Below are 16,467 nucleotides of genomic sequence, written 5' to 3' on the forward strand. Positions count from 1 at the left end.
ATTAGAAAAAGAAAGTGGCACCTAAAGTGCCACTTGTCTGCTTAAAAATAAAGACCACAAAAGTTAAGATTTCAACAATTTCGCGATGTGGGCTTTTAATACATCAATGGCGATACGGTTTTTACCGCCACGAGGAACGATAATGTCCGCGTACTGTTTTGACGGTTCGATAAACTGCATAAACATAGGGCGAACCGTTTTTTGGTATTGCTTCAATACCGAATCCATGGTGCGGCCACGCTCTTCTACATCACGCTTCACTCGGCGTAATAAACAGATATCCAGCGGAGTGTCCATAAATACGGTCGCATGCATTAAGTCACGTAAACGTGGGTCTGTCAGCAGTAAAATACCTTCTAAAATAATCACTTTCTTGGGTGTTAATAGCGTTGTATTCGCGGTGCGAGTATGCTCAGTGTAGCTGTACTCTGGCACTTCAACCGCTTCGCCACGGGTTAATTGTTCTAAATGTTGGCAAAGTAGATCATGGTCAAGTGCATTCGGGTGGTCGTAGTTTGTCTTAACGCGCTCTTCCATACTGAGATGGCTTTGGTCGTTGTAATAGCAATCTTCCGTAATCACACCAATTTGGTGGTCGCCTACTTTGGCACGAAGTTCGTTATAAATCGTGCTCGCAATCAGGCTTTTTCCAGAAGCTGAAGCGCCAGCAATACCTACGATGACGCATTGATTATTCTCAGACATTATTTTTGCACCCGGTGATGGTTTGGTGATGAAAATAGATAAACTGCCCGATTATAGGGACTTCAACCACCTGATACCAGTCTCGATTTAGACTTTGGAAGAGGTTTGAATAACAAACTACCAAGCAAACGTTTTCGTCGTATTTCAGAAGAGATCACCACAGTGCTACTTTCACAGCACTGTGGACCAACACTAGTCTACCAATGTAAAACTGATTGCATCTGGCTTAGGCTTTCCTTGCCAATATAGGCTTGAACAGACTCGTTCCGCCAGTTGAAGATAACGCTGTGTATGCTCACTTTCTGGTTGAGCAACCACGGTAGGACGACCTTGGTCGATGTCTTCACGCAGGGCAATGTGCAGAGGAATTTGTGCAAGCAGCGCCAACCCATATTCACTGGCCAGTTTCTGCGCGCCACCGACACCAAAGATATGCTCTTTCTCTCCACAATGACTGCAGATGTGATAGCTCATATTTTCAATAAGCCCGATAACCGGAACGTCGACTTTTTCGAACATGGCCGCCCCTTTGCGCGCATCCGCTAGTGCCAGATCTTGCGGAGTGGTGACGATCACCGCGCCCGTTACCGGAATTTGTTGTGACAAGGTGAGTTGAATATCACCTGTCCCCGGTGGCATGTCGATGACCAGATAATCCACATCTGGCCACTCGGTTTCATTGAGCAATTGCGCCAGTGCTTTCGATGCCATCGGCCCGCGCCAAATCGCCGCTTCAGATTTATCAACCAGATAGCCAATCGAATGACTGAAAATGCCAAATGCCTCAACGGGCTGCATCCACTTATTATCACGCACATCTGGCTTTGCTTCTTGCTTGCCAAGCATCATTGGTACTGAAGGGCCATAAATATCCGCATCCAACAAGCCAACTTTCGCCCCAGATTGAGCAATGGCTAGAGCAAGATTGACGGCTGTGGTTGATTTGCCGACGCCCCCTTTGGCTGAAGTCACCGCAATAATATTTTTAACACCATTAACACTATGAGCGACCGTCGTCGCTAGCGCTTTCGGCGCAATGATTATCTCAACACTGAATGGAGCAAGCGCATCGGTTTGCTGCTTGGAGACGACCCATTCGGAAAGCTCATCCAGCAGATTTTTAGCGGCAAATGGAATATGAACCGTCAAACGCCCCGCTGTTGTAACCGAAACCCAATGCGGTTGGTTTGCCCACCCCGCAATAAGATGAGGGTGTTCAAATTGGTTTAACCAATCGCAAAAATCTTGTTTAGATGTGAACGGCTGCATAGCTTCTCCTTTTTGCTCATGCTATCACTCTCTATTGTCAGACTGAACCCCAAAAAAGTTGCGGGATTCCTTAGGCTCACGCCTTGGAGTCGCTCGCTGCATAAGGTAGTATTGGTCTCTATTTTTCATACCTATCAAAAAAGCGAATATTAAGTATGGCGACTGACCCAAGAAACGTTTCTTCAAGGAAACTGCTGGTAACTTGTGCCCTTCCGTACGCTAACGGTTCGATCCACCTTGGTCATATGCTTGAGCATATCCAAGCTGACATTTGGGTTCGTTACCAACGCCTACGCGGCAACACTGTAAACTTCATCTGTGCAGACGATGCTCACGGCACGCCAATTATGCTTAAAGCACAACAGATGGGTATTACACCTGAAGAGATGATCGCCGCAGTAAGTGAAGAGCACCAAAAAGATTTTGCAGGTTTTGATATCAGCTTTGACAATTATCACAGCACTCACAGCGAAGAGAACCGCGAGCTGGCTTCTCACATTTATCTTGAGCTGAAAAAAAATGGCTTCATTTCAAGCCGCACCATTTCTCAGCTGTTTGACCCAGAAAAAGAGATGTTCTTGCCTGATCGCTTCGTGAAAGGCACTTGCCCAAAATGTAAGTCAGAAGATCAATACGGTGATAACTGTGATGCGTGTGGCGAAACCTATAGCCCAACAGAGCTTATCAACCCGAAATCGGCCGTTTCTGGCGCGACACCAGTAATGAAGGATTCCGAGCATTTCTTCTTTGACCTTCCTCAATTTGAAAGCATGCTCAAAGAGTGGACTCGCTCTGGCTCGCTACAAACAGAAACCGCCAATAAAATGCAAGAGTGGTTCGAAGGCGGCCTGCAACAGTGGGATATTTCACGTGATGCGCCATACTTTGGCTTTGAAATCCCCGGCGAAAAGAACAAATTCTTCTACGTGTGGTTAGACGCGCCTATCGGCTACATGGGTTCATTTAAAAACCTATGTAACAAACGCGATGACTTAGACTTTGACGAATACTGGAATAAAGACAGTAAAACCGAACTGTACCATTTCATCGGTAAAGATATTGTTTACTTCCACAGCCTATTCTGGCCAGCGATGCTTGATGGCAGTGGTTTCCGTAAGCCTAATAACGTATTCGTGCACGGTTATGTCACAGTCAATGGCGCGAAGATGTCGAAGTCTAAAGGAACGTTTGTCAAAGCAAGCACTTACTTAAACCACCTAGACCCAGAATGCTTACGCTACTACTACGCCGCAAAACTCAATAGCCGTATCGACGATCTTGATTTAAACCTTGAGGATTTCACCCAACGTGTGAACGCCGATGTGGTCAATAAAATCGTCAACCTTGCATCGCGTAATGCAGGCTTCATCACCAAACGTTTTGAAAATCAGCTATCTGCAACCTTTGCCGAACCAGAGCTGTACGCAGAATTTGCCGCAGCAGCGGATCGCATTGCTGATCTTTACGAAAGCCGTGAATTTAACCGTGCTATTCGTGAAATCACCGCATTGGCGGACAAAGCGAACCAATACGTGGATGAAAAAGCGCCTTGGGTTGTGGCTAAACAAGAGGGTCAAGAGCAAGAGCTACAAGACATTTGCTCAGTGGGTATCAACCTATTCCGCGTGTTAATGACTTACTTAAAACCTGTGATGCCAGCACTAGCGGCGCGCACCGAAGCATTCTTAAACCAAGAACTCACTTGGGAAGGTGTACAAACACCATTAACAAGCCATACGCTCACGCCATTCAAAGCGCTGTTTAATCGCATTGATCCGAAACACGTTGAAGCGATGATTGAAGCGTCTAAAGAAGAAGCGGCAGCAGAAAAAGCTGCGATTGAGAGCGCGCAACCAACCACAGTTGAAACTGAGCTAAGTAAAGACCCTATTGCAGCTGAAATCGAATTTGATGATTTTGCTAAAGTGGACTTACGCGTTGCTAAGATCATCGCTTGCGAAGCGGTGCCAAAAGCGGACAAATTGCTTAAATTCCAATTAGATATTGGTGGCGAAACTCGCCAAGTGTTTTCAGGTATTAAAGCCGCTTATTCACCCGAAGAGTTAGTAGGCAAGTACACTGTCATGGTAGCGAACCTCAAACCGCGTAAAATGAAGTTTGGTATGTCAGAAGGCATGATCTTAGCCGCAGGCCCTGGTGGCAGCGAGCTATGGATTCTTGAGCCACATGAAGGTGCTCAAGCTGGCATGCGCATCCTGTAATACATCAATCTTCACGATAGCATCCCCAGCACACTCTGTGTTGGGGATTTTTTATCACCATACTGCTCAAAATCGATCCAGCTCACACTTTTAGTTCAAAATGCACCAATAAGATGCATCACTTCAACGCAAAAATACATAAGTAATTGAATTTAAACAAATAAAAAACTGGCATTAACCCTGCTAACTCTAGATTGGTATAACATTAACAAGGAGTTGGTTATGTTTGTTTTTATCTCAATGCTTATCTCTATCGGTATATTGTGGCTGATGTTTTATCTGGCAAAACAGCGTGAATCCACATTACAACGTAAATATCAACTGCTGATCGACCTTCGCCAGCTACTGTTTTTATGCCGTCAGCACCGTAACATTACCCATCAGACACTAGCCTCTGGTCAAAGACGCGACACTGAGTTGAATGAATTGCAAGATACGCTATACGAAAAAAGTAATCACTTAATTGCTATCGCACACTTTGACAACAAACCAATGTACCGTGTGCTGCAAATTAAGCTTAAAGCACTCATGAAGGAGTGGCCAGAGCGCTCTGTGGCTCGTAACCAAATGATGCATGGTAAAATAATTCGTCACTGTATGTTCTTAATGGATGAGGTGATACTGGCTTGGTTGGTGGAATCCAACCGCGAAGATCTCAGCGATGAATACCATGTTAATTGGCAACAGGTCATTGATGCGATGGACGCGCTAACTCAGTTACGCATCAGCATTGATGAAATGGATACTCAAGATGGCCGCATACGCTTGCAGCATTATAGTGAGGTTGTCAGGCGTAGGATGAATCAACTCGCCTTAATCAGCCCTTTAACGGTAGCTTCGCCAAGCTGCTCAGCCGCGCTGCATAGCCTGAGCGAACTGCATGATCATCCTGCCTTTCAAATAGAAGCTGGCGCGATGTACCAAATCACTTCGGATATTTCACTCAGCATCTCTCACGTTTACGACCAGATGCTCAGCGACTTAACCGAGAGCTTGTACATTCCGTTGCCTAAATTGGCGATTGCTTAGTGAGTAACTGTTTAGCTGGTGACTGTTTGACTGGTGATTATTTAGAAAGTAAAAAGGCCACTTTATTCAAAAGTGGCCTAATCACTCACCGTGTACATAGATACATCAGTGTAAATTCAGAACTCAATTACAGCATTTTACGCGCCGCTTCGACAACCACTTTGATTGAACGAGCTTCGGTCTCTTTGAGTGTCGCGTGATCTGGGATCTCTTTTTGAGTACGGTTGATGATCACACCAGCCACACAACCTGCTTTCAAACCTGAGCTCGCACACATGGTTAGTAAAGTGGCGGATTCCATCTCAAAGTTCAATACGCCCATGTCTTGCCACTCTTTCATCGAGCCTTGGAAACGACGCACAACACGACCCGTGAAGGTGTCATAACGCTCTTGGCCTGGGTAAAAAGTATCACTTGATGCGGTGACGCCCATGTGCACGGTTGCACCACTTTCAACTACAGCCGCTTTCATTGCAGTGGCGACATCGAAATCAGCCACAGCAGGGAATTCCATTGGCGCAAAGTGCAAACTTGCACCGTCAAGGCGAACCGAACCTGTGCTGACAATCATATCACCCACATTGACATGAGGTTGGATTGCACCAGTAGTACCTACGCGTAGGAAAGTACGCACGCCAAGTTGAGCAAGCTCTTCAACCGCAATAGACGTAGAAGGACCACCGATACCAGTAGAACAAACAACGACTGGCTTACCGTCTAACTCTGCGCGGTACACAGTGTATTCACGGTGGCTAGCAAGAAAGACTGGATTTTCCATCTCTTCAGCGATTTTTTGTACGCGGGCTGGATCCCCAGGGATAATGGCCAAAGTAGCACCATTCAGATCGGCTTCGGTAACACCTAGATGGAAAACGGCTTGAGACATAAGTGACTCCTTATTGCGGCTTGTTCAGCTCATAGATATACATCGGGTATGCAGCTACTCTAGCGGACCACGCACCAACAAAGAGTGATCAAATTCACAATGAATGACGCAATGTAACGAACACATTCTCATAAAAACGGTTTGCATCACAAAAAACAGCAAGATTGATGAAATAACACCCAACCCTAAAAGATGATTTCCAACACTGCATAACAAAATACAAGCGCAATATCGACGCATTTCACACTATTACCACAATAGGGTGCAAACCCAACAGGCATGAGAGATAACGACCCGCCATGCCTTGCTGAGCTTTTTGGTTTTTAGTCTCGGACTATTTTTTAAATTTCAATAGACGCAACGCATTGAGCGTCACTAACGCGGTAGCTCCACTATCAGCCAGCACCGCTACCCATAAGCCCGTAATACCGAGTAAACTCGTGACTAAAAAGATACTTTTTAAGCCTAGCGCTAGCGTGACATTCTGGCGAATATTGGCGAGGGTTGCTTGTGATAGCTCGATCATGGTGGCGAGCTCGACCAATCGATTATGAGTAATTGCCGCATCGGCCGTTTCCAACGCAACATCGGTACCACCACCCATCGCAATACCAATGCTGGCCGCTTTCATTGCAGGCGCATCATTAATGCCATCCCCGACCATCGCCACCTGTTTTCTCTGCGCCAACTGTTGAATGTATTCCACTTTATCTTGCGGTAATAAACTGGCTTTGAAATCTATCCCTAATTGAGCGCTCATCGTCGCAGCGCTTCTAGGGTTATCGCCAGTGAGCATGATAGCGTCGATCCCCAAACGGCGCAGTGCTTCAATGGCGGCTTTGGCATCGTCACGCAAGGTATCTTGCCATGCGATTAAACCGACAATGTTCTCTTGCTCAAAAACCACCACCACTGTTTTGCCTTGCATCTCTAGCGCTTCCACTTGCGCGCTAAATGCATCAGAAAACGGAACATTCGCTTTGCTTGGCGCTAATACGCGCAGTGATTTCCCTTCCACAACCCCCGAAACCCCACTGCCAACTAACGCTCGCTTGTCTATCGCTTCTGGAATGGGCAAAGCCATCGCTTGCACTTTTTTCACTAAAGAGGTTGCCAGAGGATGGCTCGAGCCCATTTCAACCGCTGCGACATAGCGCAACAATTGCTCTTCATCCCAGCCATTGAGCGCAACCACATCCGTAACTTCCGGTTTACCTTTGGTCAAAGTACCCGTTTTATCAAAAGCAATACTCTCTATTTTTCCAAGCTGTTCGAGCGCCGCGCCCCCTTTGATCAGTGCACCACGACGCGCCGCTGCGGCAAGGCCAGAAGTAATGGCCGCCGGAGTTGAGATAACCAACGCACATGGACAAGCAATCAGCAGTAAGGCTAAGCCACGGTAAACCCATGTTTCCCATGGCTGCGCAAACAGTGTCGGCGGTATCACAACCACGGCTAATGAAACCAACATCATTAATGGGGTATACCAGCGACTAAATTTATCAAGAAAACGTTCTAACGGCGCTTTGCGAGATTCCGCTTCTTCAATCAGATGCAAAATGCGGTCAATCGCGTTTTCACCCTGTTTGGACGTGATGGTGAAACGCACCACCTGATCCGCGACCACTGCACCCGCCATGATACTGTCACCTTGATAGCGTTCGACAGGCAGTGATTCGCCCGTTAACGCGCTCTCATCAAAGCTGGCCGACACTTCGTGCAATTGACCATCCGCAGGTAGCCGAGAGCCGGGAGAAACTTCCACTACATCCCCCGGTTTTAGCTCATGCGCTGCCACTGTGATGCGTTCTCCTGCCACAATTTTTGTTGCCGTTTCAGGCACCAGTGCCATTAGAGCTTGCACGCCGCTACGCGCTTTAGAAGCGGCAAAAGCTTCTAGCCGCTCTCCGATGAGGAAGAGTAATAGCACCATCGCCGCTTCAACCGTTTCACCAAGATAGAGCGCTCCGAGCGCCGCAACGCTCATTAAGGTTTCAATCGCAAAGGGTGTGCCTGAGCGTGCCAGTTGAATCGCTTTTTTACCGATAGGATACAAACCGGCAAGGCAGGTCAAAATGAACATCCCATCGCTGATTTGAGCGAAATAAGGCTGCACAATAGCGGCGAGTACCATGGCGCCAGCAATGGAGAGGATCTGAGCGTTCTGTTTTATGACCGACTTCCAGTCACTATGAATGGGGGCAGAAACTGGATTAGTTGCATCAATGCGGTGAGCCGTAAAACCTGCGTTACGAACCGCTTGCTCTATTTCAAGCGCTGCCTCTTCGGTATTAAACTTGACCACCAATTTTTCAGTGGCAAACAGCACTTTGGCGTCGATCACATTACCCACTTTTTTAAGCGCCGTTTCAACCTTACGTGCGCAAGATGGGCAATCCATCCCTTCAATTTTCCAGCTTTGGTTAAACTGTGTTTCAACTGGCGTGAGCTGCGCGGGTTCATCATCAGGATCATTGCTGGCACACTCTCGTGACCCGCAACACCCCTCTTCATTTGAATCAACGCCCGCAGCCCTAATCGCGGTAATTTTCAGGCTAGAGCATGACACCGCCTGCGGGTTTGCCATGCTATTTTTTGTAGTACTGCAAGCTTCATGTTTTGTGCACATAGGATTCTCCTTCTCTGATGCACAAAGTTTAAACCTTAGAGTCAACTCCAAGGTCAAGCGCATTTTTATCAAACCTGCACTTAACGCACATTCACCTTGATTAGATGGAAAAGAGGTGCACTGCACCTCTAGAATTTTATTTATTACTGCTGATATACCCAAACAACTTGGAGTTGCAGGTAGGCGGCAAGTGAGTGAGTCCCCATGAGCATAGGCAAACTATGTGATTGGGGTGAACGAACGTAGCCAACACCGCTGCAGCTTCAAGTAGGAAGGGGATAGTTTGCTATGTTGGTTTTTTAAAACAATGCGTTAAGTTTTTCCCTAATGCTCTCAGTACATCTCTGCGCGTAATAATGCCAACCAATTTACCTTGATCGATCACGGGATAAACTTTCGGTTTTCCTACTTTCATCATGTCAGCAAGCTCAATAATAGAAGTGTCTGATGAAACGGACAGCACTTCAGGGTGCATGCAGTCACGGACTAAATGGGTGTCTTCACAGAAATAACTCACCTTCACCAATTTATCGAGCAAATCCTGCTCTGATAGAAAGCCAATCACTTGTTCTTGGTCGTTAATAACAGGACCACCAAGATGCTCCGAACGCATCACTTTTTCTAAAGCCGCAGTCATTGGCATGTCCGGTTTGAAGGTGATGGCTTGTAATGTCATATAGTCTTTAACTATTAGCGATTGCATATCTGTCTCCTTGGTTGCAACGGTATGCTGCCTTAAGTTAAGTGTTGACTAATTTCACCGTTTTGCTAAATGGAAAAAATCGATTTTGCTCATCGGCACAAACTATCGATATTACAAATAGTTAATTTTTATCAAGGGTAAATGGCAAAATCTTTTATCAAAACGTCTCATTTTTGAATCAAACAACACGTTAAGAACACGATGTCTCGCAAGATTTTACAGTTAATATCATTTATATCTTAAACATTGACCGTTGTATTAATAAGGACTGGGCATGGTGAATTCGCCACTGTTTTCCGAGATTATAGAAAACCCAGCACTGATGCGCAGCTTGTTGGAGTCATTACCCGAACCCACTTTTCTGATTAACCGCGATGGCGTATATGTGGAGGCCTTAGGAGGCACGGATCGCAGCCGACACCACGACCCAAGGGTTCTCATTGGTCTCAATCTATACCAGGTATTACCCGAAAAAAAAGCCGCTTGGTTTCATCAAATTATCCAAGAAGTCATTGATAACGGACAAATGCGAGAGTTTGAATACGATCTCGACCTAAGGGTAATTGCTCAATTTAAAGGCAGCTCTGGCCCTATCGATATTCAGTTTTTTAACGCATTGGTCATCCCGCTGAAAAATACTGAGTACGTGCTATGGATTGTGAGAAATATTACCGCTTATAAGCGCACGTTAGAGCGGCTTTCTATACACCAACTTGAGTTAGAAAAACTGACCAATGTGGATCATTTAACTCAGGTCTATAACCGTTATGCGATGGACTCATTGCTGCCCAAAGCGTTAGATAAGATCAAACGTGAGCAAAGTAGTGCTGCAATTTTCATGATCGACTTAGATTGCTTCAAAGAATATAACGACCACTATGGCCATGTGAATGGCGATACTGTGCTGCGCAAGATAGCGAGCACTCTGCAGCATTGGAAACGTAAAGATGACCTCTGCTTTCGCTATGGAGGAGATGAATTTCTACTATTTATTGCGGATATTGATATTAAACAGTGCGAGCAAAAAGCATTACAACTACTTAGTGAAGTGAGAGAGCTGCAAATCCCTCACCGCTATTCTCGTGTCTCATTGTATGTATCGATTACTATCGGCATCCAATATTGCGAACACATACCGACTGGCATGACGCCAGAACAGTTTGTATCAACGGCCGATAAAGCGCTGTTTCACGCGAAGAATCAACAGCGCGGAACTATTCATATACTACACAAGGCTTAGTCGATGGTGTGATGATTAGCCCAACGCTGCGCGGCTTGGGCATCTGAATCTCGAGACTCCACCCAGCGTGTTTGTTCGGTGGTGCGCTCTTTCTTCCAAAACGGTGCTTTGGCTTTAAGGTAATCCATAACGAATTCGCACGCCTCAAAAGCCGCACCACGATGTGAGCTCGACACGCCTACAAACACGATTTGATCGCCAATATCTAAATCACCGATTCGGTGGATCACACGGATTTTTTGCACCGGCCAACGTGCCTGAGCCTGCTCACAAATATCACTCAAGGCTTTTTCTGTCATTCCCGGATAGTGCTCAAGCGTTAAGCCAATAACATTATCACCTAAATTCATATCACGAACTTTGCCAATAAAGGTAACCACAGCGCCAGCGGAAGTACCTTGCGACAAATCACGGTATTCTGCGTCTACCGAGAAATCTGATATTTGAACGGAAATACGGCTATCCATCACTAGCCTCCAGTTACTGGAGGAAAAAAAGCCACTTCATCACCATCACTTAACGGGTAATCAAAGGCAACGATAGTTTGATTGACTGCCACCAGCAGTTTTCCCGGTTGCAAGGCTAAATCCCATTTCCCAGGCTGCGAGGCTAAGTGGCTACGCAGCGCTTCAACCGTAGCAAACTGTGCCTTGAGTTGAATGCTGTCTTGGCCGATCAACTCACGAGTTTGAGCAAAAAAGAGGACATTAATCATGCGTGACCTTTTGTTGTGGCTGAGCGCTAAAGTAACCAGATTTTCCGCCGCTTTTTTCAAGTAAGCGCACTTGTTCAATCACGATATCTTTTTGTACTGCTTTACACATGTCGTAAATGGTTAACGCCGCCACCGATGCCGCGGTTAAGGCTTCCATTTCAACCCCTGTTTTACCGGTTAATTTACACAATGATTCAATTCGAACTTTGCTTTGTGCTTCGATGGCTTCAAGCTGCACTTCTACTTTAGTAAGCAGCAATGGGTGGCACAGTGGGATTAAATCCCACGTTTTCTTCGCCGCTTGAATGCCCGCAATTCTTGCGGTGGCAAACACATCACCTTTGTGGTGTTGCCCAGAAAGGATCAGTTGCAGCGTTTGTGGTGACATCTTCACAAAGGCTTCCGCACGTGCTTCACGTACGGTTTCAGCCTTGGCAGAGACATCGACCATATTGGCTTCGCCTGAGGCATTAATATGAGTAAATTCGCTCATTGAAACCTCGTTAAACCGAAAGATGTGGCATAAAGTTGCATGGGCGATGGCTGGCATCTAACTGCTGTTTGATGATTTTTGTCCAACCGGTTTTGCACGCTCCTGTTGAACCTGGCATGGCAAAAATAACCGTATGGTTGGCAAAACCTGCAATGGCGCGAGACTGAATAGTTGAAGTGCCAATTTCATCGTAAGAGACCAATCGGAACAGCTCGCCAAAACCTTCAACTTCTTTATCAAACAAGGGCTTTAATGCCTCTGGTGTGCTGTCGCGTGAGGTAAAACCCGTTCCACCCGTGATCAGCACGGCTTGCACGTTTTCATCCGCGATCCACTGAGACACAATCGCGCGAATTTTATACTGATCATCAATAACAATCTGCTTATCGGCCAGAATGTGTCCCGCTTGTTGAAGTTGCTCAGCTAAGTAACCGCCTGAAGTATCGTTTTCTTCAGTACGAGTATCGGAAACCGTCAGTACGGCAATATGTGCTGGTTGAAATGCGCTTTCTGCGTGACCCATGTGTTCACCTACTGTTCAAATGTGTATCAACATCACCCGCTAAACAATAGCCAGTGACAAAAAGAATTTAGCCGCCAATGGAGGCGAGATTAGGCGTCATACCCGTATTGCCATCTTGTAAAAAATGGCTGACCGACTTGGTCTGTAATTGCGCTTGAATTCGCTCAATTAAGGCTTGCTGTTGATTATCTTGAGCGAGCAGATCGCGCAATTCAACGCCTTGCTCACCAAAAAGGCACAGGTGTAACTTACCCTTTGCCGAAACACGTAAGCGGTTGCAGCTATGGCAAAAGTTTTTCTCATACGGCATGATAAGGCCGATTTCACCTTGGTAATCGGCATGAACAAATACTTGCGCTGGCCCATCATTGTGAGCTCGGGTTTTCAGCACCCAACCATTGGCAATCAGTTGATTACGAATGGCAACACCTGAAATATGGTGACGCTCAAACAGCGAGTCCATTTCACCAGTTTGCATTAGTTCAATAAAACGAAGTTGAATAGGGCGATGTTTAATCCAATCTAAAAAAGCAGGTAACTGCTGATGATTAAGGTCTTTTAGCAGCACAACGTTGACTTTAACTTGCTGGTAACCGACTTCAAAAGCGCGATCAATCCCCGCCATCACTTGCGTAAATTTGTTTTCACCCGTGATTTGGTGGAACATTCTTGGATCAAGACTATCGACACTGACATTGATATGCGTTAACCCGGCCGATTGCCAACCTTCTACTTGTTTGGCCATACGGTAACCGTTGGTGGTGGTCGCCACTTTCTCTATACCAGCGGTATTCGCCACACAAGCAATAATGTCGTTAAAGTCTTTACGCAAAGTCGGCTCCCCCCCTGTGATGCGTACTTTCGACGTACCACAGTCGGCAAAGGCTCGCACGACGCGTTGTATTTCAGGAAGGGTTAAAAAAGACGAGTTTTTCTGCCCCGAAGGTTGATAACCATCAGGCAGGCAATATGTGCATTTAAAGTTACAGACATCTGTAACAGATAAACGTAAATAATAAAATTTACGTTGGAATCTATCTTCGAACTGTTGCGCCACGGAACACCTTTCCAAATACGGGAGGCATAATCATTTCCAATTATGCCCTTGTGGTATTAGACCACTGGCTTAACCACCCTATCTCACAAAAATGAGACTTAGCCAGTTAAGCTCGGAGCTATGGCAGCCGTTGAGGTAGTATAATTAACTATCTCTACAGCAGCTGATAAGTAAAATACTTAATATTAGTAAGTGATTCTACCCTTATCGTAAAAAAAAAGAGTCCATTACCCAATTTACCTCCTAATGAGTATGGGTTGTGAACAAGCTGATTTAAATTGTAGTTAATTATTAAAAAATAAGAAGAACAGATGACTCTATACACTTCAAAGAAAGTCGTCGCCATTGGCGGAGGACATGGGCTTGGACGCATGCTAGCGGCGTTAAAAGATTTTGGCTCCAATGCGACAGGGATTGTAACCACCACAGATAACGGCGGTTCCACTGGGCGCATTCGCCACTGCCAAGGTGGCATTGCATGGGGCGATACACGTAACTGTATCAACCAGTTGATCACTGAGCCTTCCATCAGTTCGATGATGTTTGAATATCGCTTTAAAGGTGCGGGAGAACTCAATGGCCATAATCTCGGTAATTTGATGCTGACTGCATTAGATAACCTATCTGTGCGCCCTTTAGACGCGATCAACTTGATCCGCAACATGCTCAAAGTCGATGTTAATATTTTACCTATGTCAGAGCATCCTTCTGATCTTAGTGCACTTTCTATGGATGGTCACTGGGTCACGGGTGAAACGAACGTGGACGAGATGACGGAAGATTTAAGGCGCTTAGATTTATCACCTGAAGTGCCAGCAACCAAAGAAGCCATACTCGCCATCAGTGCAGCAGACTGCATCATCCTTGGCCCGGGAAGCTTTCTCACCAGTGTGATGCCACCACTACTGCTGCCCGAAATTGGCAATGCCATTGAGCAAAACGTAAAAGCAAAGCTGATTTTTGTTGAGAACTTGTCTCCCGAGCAAGGACCTGCTGGTCGCATGTCGCTACGGCATAAATTGGAATGGTGTGAGCGCGCCTGCCACGCGCGAAAAATCGATGTGGTGATCGGCGATACACCACATCCGGAGCTGGCTGAACACTGGCATTGTGTCACTACAGAGCTAGCATCATCCAATCGTGACTGGCGGCACGACCGAGTTAAACTTCAAAAAGCCATTGAGAATCAACTCACAAGCTAATCCATCAAGTGGCAGTAGCAACGATGCGTCTCTTCGATAAGAGCGCGCATCGCCGCCACTTCTTCAGCCTCATCAAAAATGCAGTTTGCCTTTCCTTTGCTATCGATATCCACCGCTTTAGCGCACAATCTATCCGCACCAAAGCTGGCGGCACTGCTTTTTAGAGCATGGCTGATATCTTTTAAATATTCGATTTTATCCGGCAGATTTTGATCAGCTAGCTTCTGTGTATAGGCGCTCAGCTCGCTGAGAAAAATATCGAGCAATATTGGCACATTCTCTTCTCCAATTTCTTGGGCCAAATGCGCAATTTTGTTTTTATTGATCAGTTCCATATCTCTATGAGTTCTCTCTACTGTTCCACGCTTGAAGCTTGCGGTAGATAGTTGAAGGGCTAACGTCTAAATAACTGGCTGCTTTAGGAATATTACCATCACACGCTTCTATCGCTTGTTCGATGGCTTGTTTTTCCGTCATCCATAAAGGAAAAATATCGTGCACGGTTATATTTTCCTTGCGCGTATCCGTCGTTAGGTTTGCTAATCGGATCTTGTTATCCACGACTTGATTTAGCGGTGGCGGTAACATGCTCAGTTCGATCTCGTTGCCGTGGTTCAATACCACCACATTCCGCAACACGTTTTGCAGTTGACGCACATTACCCGGCCATTCATAGCGCGTAAAACGCTCCACAACCTCGGGCGCTAAGCGGACAAAACCTTTGCCTTCTTCTTTAGACATAAAGCCGAGTAAAGAGTAAGCAATTTCAATAACGTCATCGCCTCGCTCGCGTAGCGGTGGTAAATGCAATGGGATCACATAAAGACGATAGTACAAATCTTCACGAAAACGACCCTCTTGTACCTCTTTCCATGGATCGCGGTTGGTAGCGCAGACAAAACGAACATCGACACTTTTCATCTTCGATGAGCCCACTTTCTGGAATGTGCCCGTTTGGATAAAGCGCAACAGCTTGGTCTGCAAATCCAAATCCATTTCACACAGTTCATCCAAAAACAGTGTGCCGCCATCAGCCAACTCGGCTGCGCCTTGGCGATCGGTCGCTGCGCCAGTAAATGCGCCTTTCACGTGGCCAAAGAGTTCACTCTCTATTAAGTCCTTAGGAATTGCGGCGCAGTTAATCGCAATGAAGGGTTTATCGCCACGTTTACTGGCCGCATGAATCGCTTCTGCGCACACCTCTTTACCCGTGCCACTTTCGCCAGTAATAAAAATACTGGCTTTACTGGAGGCCGCTGAGTCAATGGTTCGATAGACTGATTGCATGGTTTGACTGCTGCCGATAAAACCTTGGTAGTTCTGGTTACCCGGGTTACCAGCCTCATTTTTTAGTTTGCTAGCTTTACGTATGGCGTTGTTAACCGTGACACGCAAGCGGTCTGCTTCACAAGGTTTGATCAAGAAATCTTGGGCACCGTGACGCATCGCTTCCACTGCGGTATCGATCGAACCATGAGCGGTCATGAATATCACTGGCACATTGGGGTAGTGACTTTTCACAGCATGTAAAACGTCCATGCCCGTCATATCGGGTAATCGAAGATCCAGCAATATGAGGTCCGGCTCTCGGTGAGCTAAACTCTCTATCGCATCACGACCTGTACCAACAATATTGATATCGATTTCAAGGGGAGTGAGGTATGAACGATACAGCGCCGCAACGGAAGCCGTATCTTCCACCATCAAAAGATATTTAGCCTTTTGTAGAGAAAAGTCAGGTTGCATATTCTAGCCATTATTATTTTGCACTTTGCCTTAACTATTGCATTAAGG

16 protein-coding genes and 1 riboswitch are annotated in these 16,467 nt (G+C 46.1%); of the genes, 4 read left to right on the forward strand and 12 right to left on the reverse strand.

The annotated features are described in order from the left end of the window. Positions 1-63: 63 nt before the first annotated feature. Both udk and apbC read right to left on the reverse strand, forming a co-directional pair. Complete coding sequence (gene udk, locus AACQ42_RS10180; protein ID WP_010320672.1) at positions 64-705, reverse strand: uridine kinase; 642 nt, start codon at positions 703-705, stop codon at positions 64-66. Positions 706-897: 192 nt separating this feature from the next. Next, complete coding sequence (apbC, locus tag AACQ42_RS10185) at positions 898-1,974, reverse strand: iron-sulfur cluster carrier protein ApbC (RefSeq protein ID WP_094165723.1); 1,077 nt, start codon at positions 1,972-1,974, stop codon at positions 898-900. A 155-nt stretch (positions 1,975-2,129) separates the two neighbouring features. Here apbC and metG point away from each other — a divergent pair, with 155 nt between their 5' ends. Together metG and AACQ42_RS10195 are read left to right on the forward strand one after the other, a co-directional pair. Beyond that, a complete protein-coding gene (gene metG, locus AACQ42_RS10190) occupies positions 2,130-4,196 on the forward strand; it encodes a methionine--tRNA ligase (RefSeq protein WP_013857253.1) in 2,067 nt (688 codons plus the stop codon). 216 nt (positions 4,197-4,412) lie between these two features. After that, positions 4,413-5,225: a hypothetical protein gene (locus AACQ42_RS10195; RefSeq protein WP_017044551.1), complete on the forward strand. Its 813-nt coding sequence runs from the start codon at positions 4,413-4,415 to the stop codon at positions 5,223-5,225. A 127-nt stretch (positions 5,226-5,352) separates the two neighbouring features. On the opposite strand, the gene udp is transcribed toward AACQ42_RS10195, so the two are convergent. The 3 genes from udp to AACQ42_RS10210 all read right to left on the reverse strand — a co-directional run bounded on the left by udp (position 5,353) and on the right by AACQ42_RS10210 (position 9,443). Next, positions 5,353-6,111 (reverse strand): uridine phosphorylase, encoded by a 759-nt coding sequence (gene udp / locus AACQ42_RS10200; protein WP_010320675.1) that lies wholly within the window; start codon positions 6,109-6,111, stop codon positions 5,353-5,355. Positions 6,112-6,445: 334 nt separating this feature from the next. Continuing rightward, positions 6,446-8,740, reverse strand: coding sequence for a zinc/cadmium/mercury/lead-transporting ATPase (locus AACQ42_RS10205; protein ID WP_141195654.1), 2,295 nt, complete (start codon positions 8,738-8,740; stop codon positions 6,446-6,448). Positions 8,741-9,026: 286 nt separating this feature from the next. Continuing rightward, entirely contained in the window at positions 9,027-9,443 is a 417-nt protein-coding gene (locus AACQ42_RS10210) for a CBS domain-containing protein (RefSeq protein WP_013857256.1), read from the reverse strand. Positions 9,444-9,717: 274 nt separating this feature from the next. Here AACQ42_RS10210 and AACQ42_RS10215 point away from each other — a divergent pair, with 274 nt between their 5' ends. Continuing rightward, entirely contained in the window at positions 9,718-10,683 is a 966-nt protein-coding gene (locus AACQ42_RS10215) for a sensor domain-containing diguanylate cyclase (RefSeq protein WP_013857257.1), read from the forward strand. Here the strand turns inward: AACQ42_RS10215 and moaE are convergent. From moaE to moaA, 5 genes are all read right to left on the reverse strand, one after another. After that, the gene (gene moaE / locus AACQ42_RS10220; RefSeq protein ID WP_176429676.1) at positions 10,680-11,150 is read right to left on the reverse strand and encodes a molybdopterin synthase catalytic subunit MoaE; all 471 of its coding nucleotides are present in this window, start codon (positions 11,148-11,150) and stop codon (positions 10,680-10,682) included. The two genes, AACQ42_RS10215 and moaE, sit on opposite strands and share 4 nt — an antisense overlap. Before the next feature lie 2 nt (positions 11,151-11,152). After that, on the reverse strand, positions 11,153-11,398 hold the full coding sequence (gene moaD / locus AACQ42_RS10225) for a molybdopterin synthase sulfur carrier subunit (RefSeq protein WP_010320680.1): 246 nt from the start codon (positions 11,396-11,398) through the stop codon (positions 11,153-11,155). Then, positions 11,391-11,891: a cyclic pyranopterin monophosphate synthase MoaC gene (moaC, locus tag AACQ42_RS10230; RefSeq protein WP_010320681.1), complete on the reverse strand. Its 501-nt coding sequence runs from the start codon at positions 11,889-11,891 to the stop codon at positions 11,391-11,393. Before moaC ends, moaD begins: the two co-directional genes overlap by 8 nt. A 10-nt stretch (positions 11,892-11,901) precedes the next feature. After that, positions 11,902-12,414 (reverse strand): molybdenum cofactor biosynthesis protein B, encoded by a 513-nt coding sequence (gene moaB / locus AACQ42_RS10235; RefSeq protein ID WP_010320682.1) that lies wholly within the window; start codon positions 12,412-12,414, stop codon positions 11,902-11,904. 67 nt (positions 12,415-12,481) lie between these two features. Further along, positions 12,482-13,471: a GTP 3',8-cyclase MoaA gene (moaA, locus tag AACQ42_RS10240; protein WP_026028246.1), complete on the reverse strand. Its 990-nt coding sequence runs from the start codon at positions 13,469-13,471 to the stop codon at positions 12,482-12,484. Further along, positions 13,460-13,603: riboswitch (molybdenum cofactor riboswitch) on the reverse strand. Its footprint overlaps the gene before it by 12 nt. 179 nt (positions 13,604-13,782) lie before the next feature. On the opposite strand from moaA, the gene AACQ42_RS10245 reads away from it, so the two are divergent. Then, entirely contained in the window at positions 13,783-14,673 is an 891-nt protein-coding gene (locus AACQ42_RS10245; RefSeq protein ID WP_094165726.1) for a YvcK family protein, read from the forward strand. Here the strand turns inward: AACQ42_RS10245 and luxU are convergent. Both luxU and luxO read right to left on the reverse strand, forming a co-directional pair. After that, the gene (gene luxU, locus AACQ42_RS10250; protein WP_017048414.1) at positions 14,670-15,008 is read right to left on the reverse strand and encodes a quorum-sensing phosphorelay protein LuxU; all 339 of its coding nucleotides are present in this window, start codon (positions 15,006-15,008) and stop codon (positions 14,670-14,672) included. The two genes, AACQ42_RS10245 and luxU, sit on opposite strands and share 4 nt — an antisense overlap. A 4-nt stretch (positions 15,009-15,012) precedes the next feature. After that, entirely contained in the window at positions 15,013-16,419 is a 1,407-nt protein-coding gene (gene luxO, locus AACQ42_RS10255) for a quorum-sensing sigma-54 dependent transcriptional regulator LuxO (RefSeq protein WP_026028245.1), read from the reverse strand. Positions 16,420-16,467 lie beyond the last annotated feature (48 nt).

Origin of the sequence: Vibrio sp. V12_P9A6T4 (assembly GCF_963874835.1) — a bacterium.
In the GTDB taxonomy this organism is placed as follows: domain Bacteria; phylum Pseudomonadota; class Gammaproteobacteria; order Enterobacterales; family Vibrionaceae; genus Vibrio; species Vibrio anguillarum.